The sequence below is a fragment of the Streptomyces sp. NPDC033216 genome (genome assembly GCF_055577115.1).
In genome coordinates this window covers 52,942-70,188 of sequence record NZ_JBVIQK010000002.1, presented here as the reverse complement: position 1 = coordinate 70,188, position 17,247 = coordinate 52,942, and the positions used below count along the sequence as shown (strand labels likewise).

Here is a 17,247-nt window from a genome sequence, read left to right as displayed (position 1 = left end):
CCGGGGCGGGTCAGCAGCACCCGGCCCCGGGCAGCGTCCGCCTGTTCCGCGCCTCCCTGCTGCGCGCGGCCAGCAGTTCGTCGGCCGGATAGCCGACCTCCTCCAGCGTCAGGCCGTGCGGCCGCACGACATGCACCGCCGAGTCCCGTACGCCCGCGGCCAGCACCTTCCCCGGCCACTCCGGACCCCGGTGCCCGTCCCCCACGAACAGCAGCGCACCGATCAGCGAGCGCACCATGTTGTGGCAGAAGGCGTCGGCCCGCACGGTCGCCGTGACGATCCCGTCGTCACCGCGCACCAGGCTCAGCTCCTGGAGCGTGCGGATCGTGGTCGCCCCCTCCCGCCGCTTGCAGTAGGCGGCGAAGTCGTGCTCCCCGAGCAGCCGCGCGGCGGCCTCGTTCATGGCGTCGACGTCGAGGGGCCAGTCGTGCCAGAGGACATGCCCGCGCAGCAGCGGGTCGACCCCGCCCGGATTGTCGGTGACCCGGTAGGCGTAGCGCCGCCAGACCGCGGAGAACCGCGCGTTGAAGCCACCGGGCGCCTCCCGCAGCGCCCACACCCGTACGTCCTTGGGGAGCCGCCCGGCGAGCCGCTTGAGCAGCTTGGCGTGATGCTCCACCCAGACCTCGCTCGGCAGATCGACGTGCGCGACCTGCCCCCGCGCGTGCACACCCGCGTCGGTGCGCCCGGCCACGGTCAGCTCGTACGTCTCCCTGGACCGCGTGACGGTCCGCAGGGCGTCCTCGATCTCGCCCTGCACGGTCCGCCGCCCGCCGGCCTGCTTGGCCCACCCGGAGAAGTCCGTCCCGTCGTAGGACAGGTCCAGCCGCACCCGTACGAACCCGGGCTGTACTTCGTCACTCACCCCTAGATCCTCTCAACAACGCGAGAGCGGGCCCGCCCCGGAGGGCGGACCCGCTCAAACGCAAGGCAGAGCCTCAGGCGTCCTTCGACTCCTCGGACGCGCCCTCGGCCTTGGCCTCGGCGCCGTCCTCGACGACCTCGTCGGACTTGGCCTCGGCGGCCTCGTCCTTCTTCAGGGAGTCTTCCTTGACCGCACGCTTCGTCGCGGCCTCGGCCTCACCGGTCGCCTGCTGCGCCACCGTCAGCGCCTCGACCAGCTCGATGACAGCCATGGGCGCGTTGTCGCCACGGCGGTTACCGATCTTGGTGATACGGGTGTAGCCACCCGGACGGTTCTCGTAGCGCGGGCCGATCTCGGTGAAGAGCGTGTGCACGATGCTCTTGTCCGAGATGACCTGGAGCACCTGGCGGCGGTTGTGAAGGTCACCCTTCTTCGCCTTGGTGACCAGACGCTCGGCGTACGGCCGCAGACGGCGGGCCTTCGCCTCGGTGGTGGTGATGCGGCCGTGCTCGAACAGCTGCTTCGCGAGGTTCGCGAGAAGCATCTTCTCGTGCGCGGCACTGCCGCCCAGACGGGCACCCTTGGCGGGCTTCGGCATGGTCTTTCTCCTCAGTGTCTGCCCCGGCCGTATCAGGTACCGAAGTCAGTATCCGAGCGGGCGGTCGCCCGTCGGAGACCCCGCGCCCCAGGGGGCGCGGGGAACTGCGCGACCGCCAGAGCGGTCCCGCAGCCGAAACGGATCAGTACTGCTCGGTCTCGACGAACCCGGCGTCCGCGTCGTCGTCCGCGCCGAAGGCGTCGGCGGCGGCGGTCGGGTCGAATCCGGGCGGGCTGTCCTTGAGCGCGAGGCCCATGCCGGCCAGCTTCGCCTTGACCTCGTCGATCGACTTCGCACCGAAGTTGCGGATGTCGAGCAGGTCGGCCTCGGAACGCGCGACCAGTTCACCCACGGAGTGGATGCCCTCACGCTTGAGGCAGTTGTACGACCGAACGGTGAGCTCCAGCTCCTCGATCGGCAGGGCGAGATCAGCGGCGAGGGCGGCGTCAGTGGGGGACGGGCCCATGTCGATGCCCTCGGCGTCGATGTTCAGCTCGCGGGCGAGACCGAACAGCTCGACCAGCGTCTTACCGGCGGAGGCCATGGCGTCGCGCGGACGCATCGCCTGCTTGGTCTCGACGTCGACGATCAGCTTGTCGAAGTCGGTGCGCTGCTCGACACGCGTCGCCTCGACCTTGTACGTGACCTTGAGAACCGGCGAGTAGATCGAGTCGACCGGGATGCGCCCGATCTCCTGACCGACCTGCTTGTTCTGCACGGCGGAGACGTAACCGCGGCCGCGCTCGACCGTCAGCTCCATCTCGAGCTTGCCCTTGCCGTTGAGCGTGGCGAGGACGAGGTCGGGGTTGTGCACCTCGACACCGGCCGGGGGCGCGATGTCGGCGGCGGTGACCAGACCCGGGCCCTGCTTGCGCAGGTACATCACGACCGGCTCGTCGTGCTCCGAGGAGACGACCAGCTGCTTGATGTTGAGGATCAGGTCGGTGACGTCCTCCTTGACGCCCGGCACGGTGGTGAACTCGTGCAGCACGCCGTCGATGCGGATGGACGTGACCGCCGCACCCGGGATCGAGGACAGGAGGGTCCGGCGGAGGGAGTTGCCGAGGGTGTAGCCGAAGCCCGGCTCCAGCGGCTCGATCACGAACCGGGAGCGGAATTCGTCGACGACCTCTTCGGTCAACGAGGGACGCTGAGCAATCAGCATGTTGCGTTCCTTCTGTCAGGGGCGCCCGCTATTTGACGCCCTGATATGAGACAAGGGTACGGGCGATACGACCCGTGAGGGCCGTACCGCCCGACAACCTCAGTCCGGCAAGCATCCGTGCGTCGGACGCGGCGGTGCTTCGGCGGACGGCAGCCGTGCCGAGCCGTGCGGGGAGCGACCCCCGCACCCCCGGCCGACGACCGAACCGCCGTGAGCCCGTGCGTCAGACGCGGCGGCGCTTCGGCGGACGGCAGCCGTTGTGCGGGGTCGGGGTGACGTCCTGGATGGAGCCGACCTCGAGGCCCGTGGCCTGGAGGGAACGGATGGCGGTCTCACGACCGGCGCCCGGACCCTTGACGAACACGTCGACCTTGCGCATGCCGTGCTCCTGCGCGCGACGGGCAGCCGACTCGGCGGCCATCTGCGCGGCGAACGGCGTGGACTTGCGCGAGCCCTTGAAACCGACGTGGCCGGCGGAGGCCCACGAGATCACGTTTCCGGCCGGGTCCGTGATGGACACGATCGTGTTGTTGAACGTGCTCTTGATGTGCGCCTGGCCGTGCGCGACGTTCTTCTTTTCCTTGCGGCGCACCTTCTTGGCAGCGCCCTGACGACCCTTGGGGGGCATCTATTACTCCTACGGGAGGTGGTCGGTCCTACAGCGAAGACCGCTGATAAGCGTCCGCTGAGGACTACTTCTTGCCCGGCTTCTTCTTGCCGGCAATGGCGCGACGCGGGCCCTTGCGGGTACGAGCGTTCGTGCTGGTGCGCTGACCGCGGACGGGCAGACCCCGACGGTGGCGAAGACCCTGGTAGCAGCCGATCTCGACCTTGCGGCGGATGTCGGCCTGGATCTCGCGACGGAGGTCACCCTCGGTCTTGATGTTGGCGTCCACGTACTCGCGGATCGCGACGAGCTGCTCCTCGGAGAGGTCGCGAACGCGGGTGTTGGGGTCGACGCCGGTCGCAGCCAGCGTCTCCTGGGACAGGGTCCGGCCGATGCCGAACACGTAGGTGAGGGCGACCTCCACGCGCTTTTCGCGCGGGATGTCAACACCGGAAACGCGTGCCATTCAATGGCTCCTGGTGATCTTCGGAGGTCTTCCGCAGAACCGCCTCCCAGCCGCCGGCCTCTTCCCTGGGAAGATTTGGTACGGACTGGGTCCCCGGCCTCCGAACCGGGGGTGTCAGACCAAGGTCTGGGTTCTGCGTATGAACAATTCAGCTCGCGTCGCGCGAAGCTCTGCGTGAGCAGAGGGTGGGACGTGCGATCAGCCCTGGCGCTGCTTGTGGCGCGGGTTCTCGCAGATCACCATGACCCGACCATGACGGCGGATCACCCTGCACTTGTCGCAGATCTTCTTGACGCTCGGCTTGACCTTCATGGGATGTGAGGTTCTCCGGGTCAGTTGCCGGTCACCCCGTGCGGGAACGCACGGAGGGGCCTGGGCAAGATCTACTTGTACCGGTAGACGATCCGGCCACGCGTCAGGTCGTACGGAGACAGCTCCACCACGACCCGGTCGTCAGGGAGGATGCGGATGTAGTGCATGCGCATCTTGCCGCTGATGTGCGCCAGGACCTGGTGGCCGTTCTGGAGCTCAACCCTGAACATGGCGTTCGGAAGAGACTCGACGACAGTGCCCTCGATCTCGATGGCACCTTGCTTCTTGGCCACGCTTCGCCCTTCGAATCGACTACCTTGATCGACTCCTGGGCGTTCCCTTACGGGCGCATACAGACATGCGGGTGCACAAGAGCCGACGAGTCAGTCTACGTCAGCGCACCCGGAAACACGAATCGGGGAAGTCTGCCCCGCTCAGGAGATTTTTAAGCGGCCTGAGCCCGTCGCGATGGAGGACGAGGCCCGTCGAGGGGAGGAAGGGGATCCGGGGGCGGCCCCCGGGTCGGGGCGGGAAGGGGCGGCGGGGGCGAGACACCTCGAACCCCCGCCCGGCGCCTCTAGCCCAACGGGTCCGGCGCGGCCGTGATCCCGTGCTCGGCCAGCTTCGCCCTGCCACCGTCCACAGCGGTCAGCACAAGCGGCCCCTGCTCGGTCAGCGCCACCGAGTGCTCCCAGTGCGACGACCAGGTGCCGTCCGTCGTGATGACGGTCCAGTCGTCCGCGAGAACCTCCGTGCGCGGCGTCCCCAGCGACACCATCGGCTCGATGGCCAGGCAGAAGCCGGGAACCAGCTTGGGCCCCTTGCCCCGCTTGCGGTCGACGTAGTTCAGCAGATGGGGGTCCATGTGCATCTCGGTGCCGATGCCGTGGCCGCCGTAGTCCTCGATGATGCCGTAGCGTCCGCCGCCCGGCTTCGGCTGGCGACGGATGTACGTCTCGATGGCCCGCGACACGTCGACCAGCCGGTTGCCCGGCTTCATCGCCGCGATGCCGGCCCACATCGACTCCTCGGTCACCCGCGAGAGCTCGATCAGCTCGGGGGCGTGACCGGAGCCGACGAAGGCCGTGTAGGCGGCGTCGCCGTGCCAGCCGTCGACGATCGCGCCGCAGTCGATCGAGATGACGTCCCCGTCCTTGAGGACGACCTCGTCGGAGGGGATGCCGTGGACGACGACGTCGTTCACGGAGGTGCAGATGGTCGCGGGGAAACCGCCGTAGCCGAGGAAGTTCGACTTCGCGCCGTGCTCGGCGAGGACCTTGCGGGCGACCTCGTCGAGGTCCTTCGTCGTCGCCCCCGGCACCGCCGCTTCCCGCGTCGCCGCGTGGATGGCGGCGACGACCAGGCCCGCCGCACGCATCTTGGCGATCTGCTCGGGGCTCTTGATCTGCACCATGGGGGGCCTGCGCTCTCCGTCACTCAGGTCGGTCGATGACATACGTACACAACAGTACGGCCGTGGCGTCCCGGAGGACTCCACGGCCGTACCGGGGCCGAACCTACTGGCCGCCGTCCTCGCGCTTCAGTGCCGCCAGCGCGCGGCCGGTGACCTCGTCCACCGGGCCCATGGCCTCGATCGTGACGACCAGGCCCTGCGCCTTGTAGTAGTCGATGATCGGCTCGGTCTGCGTGTGGTAGACCTCCAGCCGCGTGCGGACGGTCTCCTCGGAGTCGTCGTCGCGCTGGTACAGCTCCCCGCCACAGACGTCGCAGACGCCGTCCTTCGACGGCTTCTTGTACGTCACGTGGAAGACGTGCGAGGAGTCGTTGCGGCAGATGCGCCGGCCGGCGATCCGCTTGACGACCTCCTCCTCGGGGGCCTCCAGGTCCAGTACCGCGTCCAGCACGATGCCCTCGGTGGTGAGGAGCTCGTCCAGCGCCTCGGCCTGCGAGACATTGCGCGGGAAACCGTCGAGCAGGAAGCCGCGCTCGGCGTCCGGCTGCTCCATGCGGTCCTTCGCCATGGCGATGGTGACCTCGTCGGGGACGAGGTTGCCGGCGTCCATGTAGGACTTCGCGAGTTTCCCGAGTTCCGTCTGCTGGCTGATGTTGGCGCGGAACAGGTCGCCCGTGGAGATGTGGGGTACGCGCAGCTTCTCGGCAAGGCGAGTGGCCTGCGTTCCCTTACCGGCACCCGGCGGCCCGACGAGGACGATACGCATCAGCGGAGGAACCCTTCGTAATTGCGCTGCTGGAGCTGGCTCTCGATCTGCTTCACCGTCTCGAGCCCCACACCCACGATGATCAGGATGCTGGTGCCACCGAACGGGAAGTTCTGGTTTGCCCCGAAACCAGCCAACGCCATCGTCGGCACGAGAGCGATGAGCCCCAGATACAGCGAACCCGGCCAGGTGATCCGGTTGAGTACGTAGCTCAGGTACTCAGCGGTCGGTCGGCCAGCCCGGATGCCCGGGATGAAGCCACCATACTTCTTCATGTTGTCGGCGACTTCCTCGGGGTTGAAGGAAATGGCCACGTAGAAGAAGGCGAAGAAGACGATCAGGAAGAAGTACAGAGTGATGTGCGCGGGCGCCGCCGTGTCCGCCAGGTTCTGCGTGATCCAGGTCGCCCAGCCCGCCTGCGAGTTGGAGAACTGGACGATCAGTGCCGGGATGTAGAGCAGCGACGAGGCGAAGATGACCGGGATCACACCGGCCTGGTTCACCTTCAGCGGGATGTACGTCGACGTGCCACCGTAGGAGCGGCGGCCGATCATGCGCTTCGCGTACTGCACGGGGATGCGGCGCTGGGCCTGCTCGACGAAGACCACCAGGCCGACCATGACCAGGCCGACGAGGATGACCGTGCCGAACTCGATCCAGCCGCCGGCCAGCGTGCCCTGCTTCTTGATGGCCCACAGCGCGGAGGGGAAGGTGGCGGCGATCGAGATGAACATCAGGATCGACATGCCGTTGCCGATGCCGCGGTCGGTGATCAGCTCACCGAGCCACATGACCATGGCCGTACCGGCGGTCATGCAGATGACCATCGTGATGGTGGTGAAGATCGCGCGGTCCGGGACGATCTGGCCGGCCACCGAGCAGCCCGAGAACAGCGCGCCGCTCCGGGCGGTGGCCACCAGGCCGGTGCCCTGAAGGATGGCGAGCGCCACGGTGAGGTACCGGGTGTACTGCGTGATCTTCGCCGTACCGGACTGGCCCTCCTTCTTGAGCGCTTCCAGACGCGGGATCACCACGGTCAGCAGCTGAAGGATGATGCTCGCCGTGATGTACGGCATGATGCCCAGCGCGAAGATCGTGATCTGCAGCAGCGCGCCGCCGCTGAACATGTTGACCAGACCGAAGAGGCCCTGGTTGCCGGATGCCTCGTCCACGCAGGTCTGGACGCTCTTGTAGTCGACGCCCGGAATCGGGACGTGCGTGCCGACCCGGTAGACCACGATGATGCCGAGCGTGAAGAGCAGCTTCTTGCGCAGGTCGGGCGTCCTGAACGCCCGGGCGAACGCGGTGAGCACGGTGCCTCCTGCGACCCCCGCGCGTCTGCGTCAAGGGTGACGGTGTTGAGGTTCCAATAAGACAACGACATGTGTAACGGTCGACTGCCGCCCAAGGTGCCCCATCTGAAGCACCATGTGAAAGAGGGCAGTGCAGGTCACCTTACCGGCGACACTGCCACCCTAGGAACGACCAACCGGGGATACCCCATTTGTGGGGTATCCCCGGTCGGGATCGCTCAAGTCATCGAGGCGCCTGTGGTGTTCAGACGAGCTCGGTGACGGTTCCGCCTGCGGCGGTGATCTTCTCCTTGGCGGACCCGGAGACGGCGTCGACCGTCACCTGGAGCGCCACGGAGATCTCGCCCTGGCCGAGGACCTTGACGAGGCTGTTCTTGCGAACGGCACCCTTGGCGACGAGACCCTCGACGGTGACCTCGCCACCCTCCGGGTACAGCGCCGCCAGCTTGTCGAGGTTCACGACCTGGAACTCGGTCTTGAACGGGTTCTTGAAGCCCTTGAGCTTCGGAAGACGCATGTGGAGGGGCATCTGCCCACCCTCGAAGCGCTCCGGAACCTGGTAACGGGCCTTCGTGCCCTTGGTACCACGACCGGCCGTCTTACCCTTCGACGCCTCACCACGACCCACACGGGTCTTGGCGGTCTTGGCGCCCGGGGCGGGACGGAGGTTGTGGATCTTGAGCGGGTTGTTCTCCGCCATGATCAGTCGACCTCCTCGACCGTCACGAGGTGGCGGACGGTGTGCACCATTCCGCGGAACTCGGGGCGGTCCTCCTTGACGACCACGTCGTTCAGGCGCTTGAGCCCGAGCGAACGCAGGGTGTCACGGTGGTTCTGCTTGCTGCCGATGTACGACTTCGTCTGCGTGATCTTGAGCTGAGCCATTACGCAGCACCAGCCCCGGCACGCGCACGCAGCAGGGCCGCGGGAGCGACGTCCTCGAGCGGCAGACCACGGCGAGCCGCGATCTCCTCGGGACGCTGCAGGCCCTTCAGGGCCTCCACGGTCGCGTGCACGATGTTGATCGCGTTCGACGAACCGAGCGACTTCGACAGGATGTCGTGAACGCCGGCGCACTCGAGCACGGCACGCACCGGGCCACCGGCGATAACGCCGGTACCGGGGGACGCCGGCTTGAGCAGGACGACGCCCGCCGCCTTCTCACCCGTGATCGGGTGCGGGATGGTGCCCTGGATACGGGGGACCTTGAAGAAGTGCTTCTTGGCCTCCTCAACACCCTTGGCGATGGCGGCCGGCACCTCCTTGGCCTTGCCGTAACCGACACCGACGGTGCCGTCACCATCGCCCACCACGACCAGCGCGGTGAAGCTGAAGCGACGACCACCCTTCACTACCTTGGCGACGCGGTTGATCGCGACAACGCGCTCAACGTACGCGGTCTTCTCGGCGGCAGCTGCGCCACCGTCACGGCCCTTCCGGTCCCGCCGCTCGCCGCCACCGGCACCGCCACCGCGGCGCTGGGGTCCAGCCATTGGAATTACCTCTCTCTGTCTCCGCTAGCTACGGAACCAGGACTCAGAACTTGAGTCCGGCCTCGCGGGCTGCGTCCGCCAGAGCGGCAATGCGCCCGGCGTACTGGTTACCACCACGGTCGAAAACGACGGCCTCGACACCGGCGGCCTTGGCACGCTCCGCGACCAGGGCGCCGACCTGCTTGGCCTGCGCCGACTTGTCGCCCTCCGCACCGCGGATCGACGTGTCCAGCGTGGACGCCGAAGCCAGGGTGTGGCCCTTCAGGTCGTCGATCACCTGCGCCACGATGTGGCGGTTGGAGCGAGTCACGACCAGACGCGGGCGCTCCGACGTACCGGCGATCCGCTTGCGGATCCGGATGTGACGGCGCTTGATCGCGGCGCGCTTGTAGGCGTCGCCCTTCAGGATCTTCTGCCCGTATGCCATGGCTTACTTACCCGCCTTTCCGACCTTGCGGCGGATGACTTCGCCCTCGTACTTGACACCCTTGGCCTTGTACGGGTCGGGCTTGCGCAGCTTGCGGATGTTGGCCGCAACCTCGCCGACCTTCTGCTTGTCGATGCCCTCGACCTGGAATCGGGTCGGGGTCTCCACCTTGAAGGTGATCCCCTCGGGGGCCTCGACGGTGATCGGGTGGCTGTAACCGAGCGCGAACTCGAGGTTCGAGCCCTTGGCGGTCACGCGGTAACCGACACCACTGATTTCGAGCTTCTTCACGTAACCCTGGGTCACGCCGGTGATCATGTTCGCCACCAGCGTGCGGGACAGGCCGTGCAGGGCCTTGCTCTGACGCTCGTCGTTGGGGCGGGTGACGTTCAGAACGCCGTCCTCACCCTTGGCGATCTCGATCGGCGCGACGACGGTGTGGGTCAGCGAGCCCTTGGGGCCCTTGACCGAAACCGTCTGGCCGTCGATGGTGACGTCCACGCCGGCGGGAACCGTGATAGGGAGCTTGCCAATGCGCGACATAGCTGTTTCCTCCGTTCCCTTCCGCTACCAGACGTAGGCGAGAACTTCTCCGCCTACGCCCTTCTTGCCGGCCTGCTTGTCGGTGAGGAGACCGTGCGACGTGGAGATGATCGCCACGCCGAGGCCGCCCAGCACCTTGGGCAGGGAGGTGGACTTCGCGTAAACCCGGAGACCGGGCTTGGAGATCCGCTTGATGCCCGCGATGGAGCGCTCACGGTTCGGACCGAACTTCAGCTCGAGGGTGAGGTTCTTGCCCACCTCGGCGTCCTCGATCTTCCAGCCCGTGATGAAGCCCTCCTGCTGGAGGATCTCCGCGATGTGAGACTTGATCTTCGATGCCGGCATCGTCACGGAGTCGTGGTACGCCGAGTTCGCGTTCCGCAGACGCGTCAGCATGTCTGCGATCGGATCAGTCATGGTCATGAGTTGGCCTGTGGCCTCTCTCGCCGGGGTTTCCTGGTGCGCCATCCCTCTCCCCGATCCGAGACGGGACGGGTGCGGCGCGGTGGACCTACGGCGTAGTAAGTCGTACGGGCGTCAGGCGCCCAACCCTCCTAGCCTAAGCCATGAAGGGGTGGGCACCTGACACTGCCCTTTACTTACCGAGAGCTCAGGAATCCCGAATTACCGGGATTACCAGGAGCTCTTGGTCACGCCCGGCAGCTCGCCACGGTGAGCCATCTCACGAAGGCACACGCGGCACAGGCCGAACTTGCGGTACACGGAGTGCGGACGGCCGCAGCGCTGGCAGCGCGTGTAGCCGCGTACTCCGAACTTGGGCTTACGAGCAGCCTTGGCAATCAGAGCCTTCTTCGCCATCTCGCTCACGCCTCCTTGAAGGGGAAGCCGAGGTGACGAAGGAGCGCGCGGCCCTCAGCGTCGTTGGTCGCCGTGGTGACCACGGTGATGTCCATACCCCGGACGCGGTCGATCTTGTCCTGGTCGATCTCGTGGAACATGACCTGCTCCGTGAGACCGAAGGTGTAGTTGCCACGGCCGTCGAACTGCTTGGGGGACAGGCCGCGGAAGTCGCGGATGCGCGGAAGCGCCAGCGACAGGGTGCGGTCCAGGAACTCCCACATGCGGTCGCCACGGAGCGTGACGTGAGCACCGATCGGCTGACCCTCGCGCAGCTTGAACTGCGCGATGGACTTGCGGGCCTTGGTGACGGCCGGCTTCTGACCGGTGATCGTGGTGAGGTCGCGGATCGCGCCCTCGATCAGCTTCGAGTCGCGGGCGGCGTCGCCCACACCCATGTTGACCACAATCTTGACGAGACCGGGGATCTGCATGACGTTCTCGTACTGGAACTCTTCACGCAGCTTGCCCGCGATCTCCTCGCGGTACTTCGTCTTCAGACGCGGAGTGGTGGTGGTAGCCATCAGATGTCCTCACCCGTCCGCTTGGCAACGCGGATCTTGTTGCCCTCGTCGTCGAAGCGGTAACCGACACGCGTGACGACCTTGTTGCCGTCCTTCTCCACGACCAGCTGAACGTTGGACACGTGGATGGGGGCCTCGGTGGTCACGATGCCGCCGGCCTGGGAACCGCTGGCGGTGGGGCCGGCCTTGGTGTGCTTCTTGACCCGGTTGACACCCTCGACCAGGACGCGGTCCTCGCGGGGGAAGGCCGCGATGACCTTGCCCTGCTTGCCCTTGTCCTTACCGGTGATGACCTGGACCAGGTCGCCCTTCTTGATCTTCATGCTTACAGCACCTCCGGCGCGAGCGAGATGATCTTCATGAACTTCTTCTCGCGCAGCTCACGGCCGACCGGGCCGAAGATACGGGTGCCGCGAGGGTCGCCGTCGTTCTTCAGAATGACGGCGGCGTTCTCGTCGAAGCGGATGTACGAGCCGTCCGGACGGCGGCGCTCCTTGACGGTGCGAACGATGACCGCCTTGACGACGTCACCCTTCTTCACGTTGCCACCGGGGATCGCGTCCTTGACGGTGGCGACGATGACGTCACCGATGCCCGCGTAGCGGCGACCGGAGCCACCGAGCACACGGATGCAAAGGATTTCCTTCGCACCAGTGTTGTCGGCGACACGCAGTCGCGACTCCTGCTGGATCACGTCTATCTCCTGTTTGTCTGCCGGTTCCCGGCAGGGGCCGCCTCTTCACGAGGTGCGGCCCCTGCCGAGCCTGGCGGAACTGTCCTGCGGGGTTGCCCGCAGGCGTACTGGTGGGAGTTCCCTTGCGGGAACTACCTACTTGGCCTTCTCGAGGATCTCGACGACGCGCCAGCGCTTCGTGGCGGACAGCGGACGCGTCTCCATGAGGAGGACACGGTCGCCGACGCCCGCAGCGTTCTGCTCGTCGTGGGCCTTGAGCTTGTTGGTACGGCGGATGACCTTGCCGTACAGCGCGTGCTTGACGCGGTCCTCGACGGCGACGACGACGGTCTTGTCCATCTTGTCGCTGACGACGAGACCCTCGCGGGTCTTGCGGAAGCCGCGGGCCTCTGCAGTCTGCTCAGTCACGTTGTTCTCACTCATCAGGCGCTCTCCACCGTCTCGATGCCCAGCTCGCGCTCACGCATCAGGGTGTAGATCCGCGCGATGTCCTTGCGGACGGCCTTCAGCCGACCGTGGTTCTCGAGCTGACCGGTCGCCGCCTGGAAGCGGAGGTTGAACAGCTCTTCCTTGGCTTCGCGGAGCTTCGCGAGAAGCTCCTCGTCACCCAGTTCGCGCAGCTCGGACGCCTTGGTACCGGCCGACATCACGCTTCACCTGCCTCGCGCTTGACGATCCGGCACTTCATCGGCAGCTTGTGGGCTGCGCGAGTGAGGGCCTCACGGGCGATCTTCTCGTTGGGGTAGGACAGCTCGAACATGACCCGACCCGGGTGCACGTTCGCGATCCACCACTCCGGCGAACCCTTACCGGAACCCATGCGGGTCTCGGCAGGCTTCTTCGTGAGCGGGCGGTCCGGGTAGATGTTGATCCAGACCTTGCCGCCACGCTTGATGTGGCGGGTCATGGCGATACGAGCCGCCTCGATCTGGCGGTTGGTCACGTACGCCGGCGTGAGGGCCTGGATGCCGTACTCGCCGAACGCGACCGTCGTACCACCCTTGGCCTGACCACGGCGCTTCGGGTGGTGCTGCTTGCGGTGCTTGACCCTACGGGGGATCAGCATGTCGGTCAGGCCTCCGTTCCGGTGCTCTCAGCCGGAGCGGCGGCGGGGGCCTCGGCCTTGGGGGCCTCGGCACCGGCAGCCTGCTGCGGCTTGCGACCGCGCCGCTCGCCACCGCCGCCACGGCCACCACGGGCCGGGCGGTCGGCGCCGCCGCCACCGCCACGGGCCGGGCGGTTGCCGGCGCGGGCAGCGGCGTTCTCGGCACGGACCTCGGCGATGTTCTTGACATCGCCCTTGTAGATCCAGACCTTCACACCGATGCGGCCGAAGGTCGTCTTGGCCTCGAAGAAGCCGTAGTCCACGTTCGCGCGGAGCGTGTGCAGGGGCACACGGCCCTCGCGGTAGAACTCCGAGCGGGACATCTCGGCGCCACCGAGGCGGCCACCGCACTGGATCTTGATGCCCTTGGCGCCGGCCTTCATCGCCGACTGCATGCTCTTACGCATGGCGCGGCGGAAGGAGACGCGGGAGGAGAGCTGCTCGGCGACGGCCTGCGCGACCAGCTGGGCATCCGTCTCGGGGTTCTTGACCTCGAGGATGTTCAGCTGGACCTGCTTGCCCGTGAGCTTCTCGAGGTCGCCGCGGATGCGGTCGGCCTCGGCGCCACGGCGGCCGATGACGATGCCCGGACGAGCGGTGTGGATGTCCACACGCACACGGTCACGGGTGCGCTCGATCTCCACCTTCGAGATGCCGGCGCGCTCCATGCCGGACGTCATCATCCGACGGATGGCGACGTCTTCCTTGACGTAGTCCTTGTACAGCTTGTCGGCGTACCAACGGGACTTGAAGTCCGTGGTGATGCCGAGCCGGAACCCATGCGGGTTAACCTTCTGGCCCATTACCGGGTTCCTTCCTTGCTGCTGACGACCACGGTGATGTGGCTGGTCCGCTTGCGGATCCGGTAGGCGCGGCCCTGGGCACGCGGACGGAACCGCTTCAGGGTCGGGCCCTCATCGACGTAGGCCTCGGAGATGAAGAGGCTGTCGACATCGGTGTGGTCGTAGTTGTGCGCGGCGTTGGCGATGGCGCTGTCAAGCACCTTGCCGACCGGCACGCTCGCGGCCTGCGGGGCGAAACGCAGGACCGCCTGAGCCTCCGTGGCGTCCATGCCACGGATGAGGTCCACCACTCGGCGGGCCTTCATGGGCGTGACGCGGATGTACCGCGCCTGGGCCCTGGCTTCCATGGTTGTCCTTCCAGTGTCTGTCATGGTCATTCCACCCCGCCTTAGCGGCGCTTCGACTTCCGGTCGTCCTTGACGTGACCCCGGAAGGTGCGCGTCGGCGAGAACTCGCCGAGCTTGTGGCCGACCATCGACTCGGTGACGAACACCGGAATGTGGGTCTTGCCGTTGTGCACCGCGATCGTGTGACCCAGCATGCTGGGGATGATCATCGAGCGACGGGACCAGGTCTTGATGACGTTCTTGGTGCCTGCCTCGTTCTGTACGTCCACCTTCTTGATCAGGTGGTCGTCGACGAAGGGCCCCTTCTTGAGACTGCGCGGCATCTAAACCCGCTCCTAGCGCTTCTTGTTCGTCTTGCGGCGGCGGACGATGTACTTGTTCGAAGCCTTCTTCGGCGAACGAGTACGACCCTCCTTCTGACCCCAGGGGCTGACCGGGTGGCGACCACCGGAGGTCTTGCCCTCACCACCACCGTGGGGGTGGTCAACCGGGTTCATCGCCACACCACGAACGGTCGGGCGGACGCCCAGCCAGCGCTTACGGCCGGCCTTGCCCCAGTTGATGTTGCTCTGCTCGGCGTTGCCGACCTCGCCGACCGTGGCGCGGCAGCGCTGGTCGACCAGGCGGATCTCACCGGACGGCATGCGGAGGTGGGCCATGGTGCCCTCCTTCGCGAGCAGCTGCACGGAGGCACCGGCGGAGCGGGCGAACTTGGCACCGCCACCGGGACGGATCTCGATCGCGTGGATCGTGGTACCGACCGGGATGTTGCGGAGGGCCAGGTTGTTGCCCGGCTTGATGTCGGCCCCGGCACCGTTCTCGACGCGGTCACCCTGCTGGAGGTTGCGCGGCGCGAGGATGTAGCGCTTCTCGCCGTCCGCGTAGTGCAGCAGCGCGATGCGCGCGGTGCGGTTGGGGTCGTACTCGATGTGCGCGACCTTCGCCGGCACGCCGTCCTTGTCGTGACGACGGAAGTCGATCACTCGGTAGGCGCGCTTGTGTCCGCCACCCTGGTGGCGAACGGTCACACGACCGGCGTTGTTACGGCCGCCCTTGCTGTGCAGCGGGCGGACCAGCGACTTCTCCGGCGTGGACCGCGTGACCTCGACGAAGTCGGCGACGCTGGAGCCACGACGGCCCGGCGTAGTCGGCTTGTACTTGCGGATTCCCATTTCTCAGTCCTCGTCCGATATCGGACGATCCGACCCGCTTACGCGGTCGGACCGCCGAAGATGTCGATACGGTCGCCCTCAGCGAGGGTCACGATCGCACGCTTGGTCGACGCGCGCTGACCGAAACCGGTCTTGGTGCGCTTGCGCTTGCCCTGGCGGTTGATCGTGTTGACCCCGGTGACCTTGACCGAGAAGACCGCCTGGACGGCCTGCTTGATCTGGGTCTTGTTGGCGTTCGGGTCGACGATGAACGTGTACTTGTTCTCGTCGAGGAGCGCGTAGCTCTTCTCCGACACGACCGGCTTCAGCAGCACGTCACGGGGGTCCGTGTACGCCTTGCTGGGCGCGGTGACGACGGTGTTCTTGCCCTCGGCGGCGTGGCGGCGGGCCTTGGCCAGTCGCGCGGCCTTGGCGGCCTTCGCAGCCTTGGGGGCGATGCTCGGGTGACGCGTAGCCATCAGGCGTCACTCCCTTCGGTGTCGTTGGCCTTCGGGCCGGCGACGAAGGACTCGAGAGCGGCCTGGGTGAAGACCACGTCGTCCGAGACGATCACGTCGTACGTGTTCAGCTGGCCCGGCTCCAGGATGTGCACCTGGGGCAGGTTGCGGGCGGACAGCCACGCGGCCTCGTCGGCGCGGTCGACGACCAGGAGCAGGTTCTTGCGCTCCGAGATCTTGCCGAACAGCGTCCGAGCGGACTTCGTGGACGGAGTCTCGCCCTCGATCACGCCGGTGACGACGTGAATGCGGTTGTGACGGGCCCGGTCGGTGAGGGCGTGACGCAGAGCGGCAGCCTTCATCTTCTTCGGGGTCCGCTGCGAGTAGTCACGCGGCTGCGGGCCGTGGACGACGCCACCGCCGGCGAACTGCGGCGCGCGGGTCGAACCCTGACGGGCGCGGCCGGTGCCCTTCTGGCGGTACGGCTTCTTGCCGCCACCGCGGACTTCACCGCGGCGCTTGGTCTTGTGCGTGCCCTGACGGGCAGCGGCGTTCTGCGCGACGACGACCTGGTGGATCAGCGGAATGCTGACCTTCTCCACGCCGAAGATCTCCGCGGGGAGCTCGACGCTACCGGTCTTCTCGCCTGCAGGCGAAAGGATGTCAACAGTGCTCATCGGTTACCTCAGGCCCCCTTGGCCGCGGTGCGGACCAGGACGAGGCCGCCGTTCGGACCGGGAACCGCGCCCTTGATGAGCAGCAGACCCTTCTCCGCGTCAACGGCGTGGACGGTCAGGTTCTGGGTGGTGACCCGCTCGTTGCCCATGCGACCCGCCATGCGGAGGCCCTTGAACACGCGGCCCGGGGTGGCGCAGCCACCGATGGAACCGGGGGAGCGGTGCTTGCGCTGGGTGCCGTGTCCGGCGCCGAGGCCCTTGAAGTTGTGACGCTTCATGACACCGGCGAAGCCCTTGCCCTTGCTCTTGCCGGTCACGTCGACCTTGATGCCGGCCTCGAACACCTCGGCGGTGATCTCCTGGCCGAGGGTGTACTCGCTGGCGTCAGCGGTACGGATCTCGACGAGGTGGCGGCGGGGAGTGACGTCGGCCTTGGCGAAGTGGCCCTTGAGGGGCTTGTTCACCTTGCGCGGGTCGATCTCGCCGAAGGCGATCTGGACCGACTCGTAGCCGTCGGCGTCGTTCGTACGGACCTGGGTGACGACGTTGGGGCCGGCCTTGACGACGGTGACGGGAACAACACGGTTGTTCTCGTCCCACACCTGCGTCATGCCGAGCTTCTCGCCCAGGATGCCCTTGATCTGCTTGGTCATCTTCAGAT

General features: G+C 66.8%; 30 protein-coding genes. All 30 read right to left on the bottom strand.

Annotation, left to right across the window (positions count from 1 at the left end; translation table 11 throughout):
* Nucleotides 1-10: 10 nt before the first annotated feature.
* The 30 genes from truA to rplC all read right to left on the bottom strand — a co-directional run bounded on the left by truA (nt 11) and on the right by rplC (nt 17,239).
* Nucleotides 11-865 (bottom strand): tRNA pseudouridine(38-40) synthase TruA, encoded by an 855-nt coding sequence (gene truA / locus ACZ5Y0_RS03820; RefSeq protein ID WP_469127005.1) that lies wholly within the window; start codon nt 863-865, stop codon nt 11-13.
* Nucleotides 866-938: 73 nt separating this feature from the next.
* Complete coding sequence (gene rplQ, locus ACZ5Y0_RS03815) at nt 939-1,463, bottom strand: 50S ribosomal protein L17 (protein ID WP_469127004.1); 525 nt, start codon at nt 1,461-1,463, stop codon at nt 939-941.
* Between the two features lie 142 nt (nt 1,464-1,605).
* A complete protein-coding gene (locus tag ACZ5Y0_RS03810) occupies nt 1,606-2,628 on the bottom strand; it encodes a DNA-directed RNA polymerase subunit alpha (RefSeq protein ID WP_003966937.1) in 1,023 nt (340 codons plus the stop codon).
* Nucleotides 2,629-2,851: 223 nt separating this feature from the next.
* Entirely contained in the window at nt 2,852-3,256 is a 405-nt protein-coding gene (gene rpsK, locus ACZ5Y0_RS03805; RefSeq protein ID WP_010354218.1) for a 30S ribosomal protein S11, read from the bottom strand.
* A gap of 64 nt (nt 3,257-3,320) precedes the next feature.
* The gene (rpsM, locus tag ACZ5Y0_RS03800; RefSeq protein WP_020132619.1) at nt 3,321-3,701 is read right to left on the bottom strand and encodes a 30S ribosomal protein S13; all 381 of its coding nucleotides are present in this window, start codon (nt 3,699-3,701) and stop codon (nt 3,321-3,323) included.
* Between the two features lie 198 nt (nt 3,702-3,899).
* Entirely contained in the window at nt 3,900-4,013 is a 114-nt protein-coding gene (gene rpmJ, locus ACZ5Y0_RS03795; protein ID WP_003998809.1) for a 50S ribosomal protein L36, read from the bottom strand.
* A 71-nt stretch (nt 4,014-4,084) separates the two neighbouring features.
* Entirely contained in the window at nt 4,085-4,306 is a 222-nt protein-coding gene (gene infA / locus ACZ5Y0_RS03790; protein WP_004927214.1) for a translation initiation factor IF-1, read from the bottom strand.
* 284 nt (nt 4,307-4,590) lie between these two features.
* The gene (map, locus tag ACZ5Y0_RS03785) at nt 4,591-5,427 is read right to left on the bottom strand and encodes a type I methionyl aminopeptidase (RefSeq protein WP_469127493.1); all 837 of its coding nucleotides are present in this window, start codon (nt 5,425-5,427) and stop codon (nt 4,591-4,593) included.
* A gap of 103 nt (nt 5,428-5,530) precedes the next feature.
* On the bottom strand, nt 5,531-6,193 hold the full coding sequence (locus tag ACZ5Y0_RS03780) for an adenylate kinase (RefSeq protein ID WP_469127003.1): 663 nt from the start codon (nt 6,191-6,193) through the stop codon (nt 5,531-5,533).
* Nucleotides 6,193-7,506, bottom strand: coding sequence for a preprotein translocase subunit SecY (gene secY, locus ACZ5Y0_RS03775; protein WP_469127002.1), 1,314 nt, complete (start codon nt 7,504-7,506; stop codon nt 6,193-6,195). Before secY ends, ACZ5Y0_RS03780 begins: the two co-directional genes overlap by 1 nt.
* A 244-nt stretch (nt 7,507-7,750) precedes the next feature.
* Entirely contained in the window at nt 7,751-8,206 is a 456-nt protein-coding gene (gene rplO, locus ACZ5Y0_RS03770) for a 50S ribosomal protein L15 (RefSeq protein ID WP_003974249.1), read from the bottom strand.
* 2 nt (nt 8,207-8,208) lie between these two features.
* Nucleotides 8,209-8,391 (bottom strand): 50S ribosomal protein L30, encoded by a 183-nt coding sequence (gene rpmD / locus ACZ5Y0_RS03765; protein ID WP_030788246.1) that lies wholly within the window; start codon nt 8,389-8,391, stop codon nt 8,209-8,211.
* A complete protein-coding gene (gene rpsE / locus ACZ5Y0_RS03760; RefSeq protein WP_013001409.1) occupies nt 8,391-8,999 on the bottom strand; it encodes a 30S ribosomal protein S5 in 609 nt (202 codons plus the stop codon). The genes rpmD and rpsE overlap by 1 nt, the downstream gene beginning before the upstream one ends.
* A gap of 43 nt (nt 9,000-9,042) precedes the next feature.
* Entirely contained in the window at nt 9,043-9,426 is a 384-nt protein-coding gene (gene rplR, locus ACZ5Y0_RS03755; RefSeq protein ID WP_073491925.1) for a 50S ribosomal protein L18, read from the bottom strand.
* A gap of 3 nt (nt 9,427-9,429) precedes the next feature.
* A complete protein-coding gene (gene rplF / locus ACZ5Y0_RS03750; protein WP_099969705.1) occupies nt 9,430-9,969 on the bottom strand; it encodes a 50S ribosomal protein L6 in 540 nt (179 codons plus the stop codon).
* 24 nt (nt 9,970-9,993) lie between these two features.
* The gene (rpsH, locus tag ACZ5Y0_RS03745) at nt 9,994-10,392 is read right to left on the bottom strand and encodes a 30S ribosomal protein S8 (protein WP_073491923.1); all 399 of its coding nucleotides are present in this window, start codon (nt 10,390-10,392) and stop codon (nt 9,994-9,996) included.
* Between the two features lie 210 nt (nt 10,393-10,602).
* Nucleotides 10,603-10,788, bottom strand: a complete 186-nt coding sequence (locus ACZ5Y0_RS03740; protein WP_003948630.1) for a type Z 30S ribosomal protein S14 — start codon at nt 10,786-10,788, stop codon at nt 10,603-10,605.
* A gap of 5 nt (nt 10,789-10,793) precedes the next feature.
* Nucleotides 10,794-11,351, bottom strand: coding sequence for a 50S ribosomal protein L5 (rplE, locus tag ACZ5Y0_RS03735; protein ID WP_451526990.1), 558 nt, complete (start codon nt 11,349-11,351; stop codon nt 10,794-10,796).
* The gene (rplX, locus tag ACZ5Y0_RS03730; RefSeq protein WP_033272457.1) at nt 11,351-11,674 is read right to left on the bottom strand and encodes a 50S ribosomal protein L24; all 324 of its coding nucleotides are present in this window, start codon (nt 11,672-11,674) and stop codon (nt 11,351-11,353) included. The genes rplE and rplX overlap by 1 nt, the downstream gene beginning before the upstream one ends.
* A gap of 2 nt (nt 11,675-11,676) precedes the next feature.
* Complete coding sequence (gene rplN, locus ACZ5Y0_RS03725; RefSeq protein ID WP_003998823.1) at nt 11,677-12,045, bottom strand: 50S ribosomal protein L14; 369 nt, start codon at nt 12,043-12,045, stop codon at nt 11,677-11,679.
* Nucleotides 12,046-12,180: 135 nt separating this feature from the next.
* Nucleotides 12,181-12,468 carry a 30S ribosomal protein S17 gene (gene rpsQ, locus ACZ5Y0_RS03720; protein WP_009327090.1) on the bottom strand — a complete coding sequence of 96 codons (288 nt, stop codon included), beginning with the start codon at nt 12,466-12,468 and terminating at the stop codon, nt 12,181-12,183.
* A complete protein-coding gene (gene rpmC / locus ACZ5Y0_RS03715; protein ID WP_003998824.1) occupies nt 12,468-12,692 on the bottom strand; it encodes a 50S ribosomal protein L29 in 225 nt (74 codons plus the stop codon). The genes rpsQ and rpmC overlap by 1 nt, the downstream gene beginning before the upstream one ends.
* Entirely contained in the window at nt 12,692-13,111 is a 420-nt protein-coding gene (gene rplP, locus ACZ5Y0_RS03710; protein ID WP_004927269.1) for a 50S ribosomal protein L16, read from the bottom strand. The genes rpmC and rplP overlap by 1 nt, the downstream gene beginning before the upstream one ends.
* A gap of 5 nt (nt 13,112-13,116) precedes the next feature.
* Nucleotides 13,117-13,953 (bottom strand): 30S ribosomal protein S3, encoded by an 837-nt coding sequence (gene rpsC, locus ACZ5Y0_RS03705; RefSeq protein WP_252545591.1) that lies wholly within the window; start codon nt 13,951-13,953, stop codon nt 13,117-13,119.
* Nucleotides 13,953-14,300: a 50S ribosomal protein L22 gene (rplV, locus tag ACZ5Y0_RS03700; protein WP_006130776.1), complete on the bottom strand. Its 348-nt coding sequence runs from the start codon at nt 14,298-14,300 to the stop codon at nt 13,953-13,955. Before rplV ends, rpsC begins: the two co-directional genes overlap by 1 nt.
* A gap of 41 nt (nt 14,301-14,341) precedes the next feature.
* Nucleotides 14,342-14,623, bottom strand: coding sequence for a 30S ribosomal protein S19 (rpsS, locus tag ACZ5Y0_RS03695; protein ID WP_363089032.1), 282 nt, complete (start codon nt 14,621-14,623; stop codon nt 14,342-14,344).
* Nucleotides 14,624-14,635: 12 nt separating this feature from the next.
* Complete coding sequence (gene rplB / locus ACZ5Y0_RS03690; RefSeq protein ID WP_366059593.1) at nt 14,636-15,472, bottom strand: 50S ribosomal protein L2; 837 nt, start codon at nt 15,470-15,472, stop codon at nt 14,636-14,638.
* Between the two features lie 38 nt (nt 15,473-15,510).
* A complete protein-coding gene (gene rplW / locus ACZ5Y0_RS03685) occupies nt 15,511-15,930 on the bottom strand; it encodes a 50S ribosomal protein L23 (protein WP_469127001.1) in 420 nt (139 codons plus the stop codon).
* Complete coding sequence (rplD, locus tag ACZ5Y0_RS03680; RefSeq protein WP_363172336.1) at nt 15,930-16,586, bottom strand: 50S ribosomal protein L4; 657 nt, start codon at nt 16,584-16,586, stop codon at nt 15,930-15,932. Before rplD ends, rplW begins: the two co-directional genes overlap by 1 nt.
* A gap of 8 nt (nt 16,587-16,594) precedes the next feature.
* Nucleotides 16,595-17,239, bottom strand: coding sequence for a 50S ribosomal protein L3 (gene rplC, locus ACZ5Y0_RS03675; RefSeq protein WP_073491919.1), 645 nt, complete (start codon nt 17,237-17,239; stop codon nt 16,595-16,597).
* Nucleotides 17,240-17,247 lie beyond the last annotated feature (8 nt).

Coding starts and splice junctions, on each gene's coding strand:
- rplQ (WP_469127004.1), bottom strand. CDS start 1,463: ATGCCGAAGCCCGCCAAGGGTGCCCGTCTGGGCGGCAGTGCCGCGCAC.
- ACZ5Y0_RS03810 (WP_003966937.1), bottom strand. CDS start 2,628: ATGCTGATTGCTCAGCGTCCCTCGTTGACCGAAGAGGTCGTCGACGAA.
- rpsK (WP_010354218.1), bottom strand. CDS start 3,256: ATGCCCCCCAAGGGTCGTCAGGGCGCTGCCAAGAAGGTGCGCCGCAAG.
- rpsM (WP_020132619.1), bottom strand. CDS start 3,701: ATGGCACGCGTTTCCGGTGTTGACATCCCGCGCGAAAAGCGCGTGGAG.
- rpmJ (WP_003998809.1), bottom strand. CDS start 4,013: ATGAAGGTCAAGCCGAGCGTCAAGAAGATCTGCGACAAGTGCAGGGTG.
- map (WP_469127493.1), bottom strand. CDS start 5,427: ATGGTGCAGATCAAGAGCCCCGAGCAGATCGCCAAGATGCGTGCGGCG.
- ACZ5Y0_RS03780 (WP_469127003.1), bottom strand. CDS start 6,193: ATGCGTATCGTCCTCGTCGGGCCGCCGGGTGCCGGTAAGGGAACGCAG.
- rplO (WP_003974249.1), bottom strand. CDS start 8,206: ATGGCGGAGAACAACCCGCTCAAGATCCACAACCTCCGTCCCGCCCCG.
- rpmD (WP_030788246.1), bottom strand. CDS start 8,391: ATGGCTCAGCTCAAGATCACGCAGACGAAGTCGTACATCGGCAGCAAG.
- rpsE (WP_013001409.1), bottom strand. CDS start 8,999: ATGGCTGGACCCCAGCGCCGCGGTGGCGGTGCCGGTGGCGGCGAGCGG.
- rplR (WP_073491925.1), bottom strand. CDS start 9,426: ATGGCATACGGGCAGAAGATCCTGAAGGGCGACGCCTACAAGCGCGCC.
- rplF (WP_099969705.1), bottom strand. CDS start 9,969: ATGTCGCGCATTGGCAAGCTCCCTATCACGGTTCCCGCCGGCGTGGAC.
- rpsH (WP_073491923.1), bottom strand. CDS start 10,392: ATGACCATGACTGATCCGATCGCAGACATGCTGACGCGTCTGCGGAAC.
- ACZ5Y0_RS03740 (WP_003948630.1), bottom strand. CDS start 10,788: ATGGCGAAGAAGGCTCTGATTGCCAAGGCTGCTCGTAAGCCCAAGTTC.
- rplE (WP_451526990.1), bottom strand. CDS start 11,351: ATGGCTACCACCACCACTCCGCGTCTGAAGACGAAGTACCGCGAGGAG.
- rplX (WP_033272457.1), bottom strand. CDS start 11,674: ATGAAGATCAAGAAGGGCGACCTGGTCCAGGTCATCACCGGTAAGGAC.
- rpsQ (WP_009327090.1), bottom strand. CDS start 12,468: ATGAGTGAGAACAACGTGACTGAGCAGACTGCAGAGGCCCGCGGCTTC.
- rpmC (WP_003998824.1), bottom strand. CDS start 12,692: ATGTCGGCCGGTACCAAGGCGTCCGAGCTGCGCGAACTGGGTGACGAG.
- rplP (WP_004927269.1), bottom strand. CDS start 13,111: ATGCTGATCCCCCGTAGGGTCAAGCACCGCAAGCAGCACCACCCGAAG.
- rpsC (WP_252545591.1), bottom strand. CDS start 13,953: ATGGGCCAGAAGGTTAACCCGCATGGGTTCCGGCTCGGCATCACCACG.
- rplV (WP_006130776.1), bottom strand. CDS start 14,300: ATGGAAGCCAGGGCCCAGGCGCGGTACATCCGCGTCACGCCCATGAAG.
- rpsS (WP_363089032.1), bottom strand. CDS start 14,623: ATGCCGCGCAGTCTCAAGAAGGGGCCCTTCGTCGACGACCACCTGATC.
- rplB (WP_366059593.1), bottom strand. CDS start 15,472: ATGGGAATCCGCAAGTACAAGCCGACTACGCCGGGCCGTCGTGGCTCC.
- rplW (WP_469127001.1), bottom strand. CDS start 15,930: ATGGCTACGCGTCACCCGAGCATCGCCCCCAAGGCTGCGAAGGCCGCC.
- rplD (WP_363172336.1), bottom strand. CDS start 16,586: ATGAGCACTGTTGACATCCTTTCGCCTGCAGGCGAGAAGACCGGTAGC.
- rplC (WP_073491919.1), bottom strand. CDS start 17,239: ATGACCAAGCAGATCAAGGGCATCCTGGGCGAGAAGCTCGGCATGACG.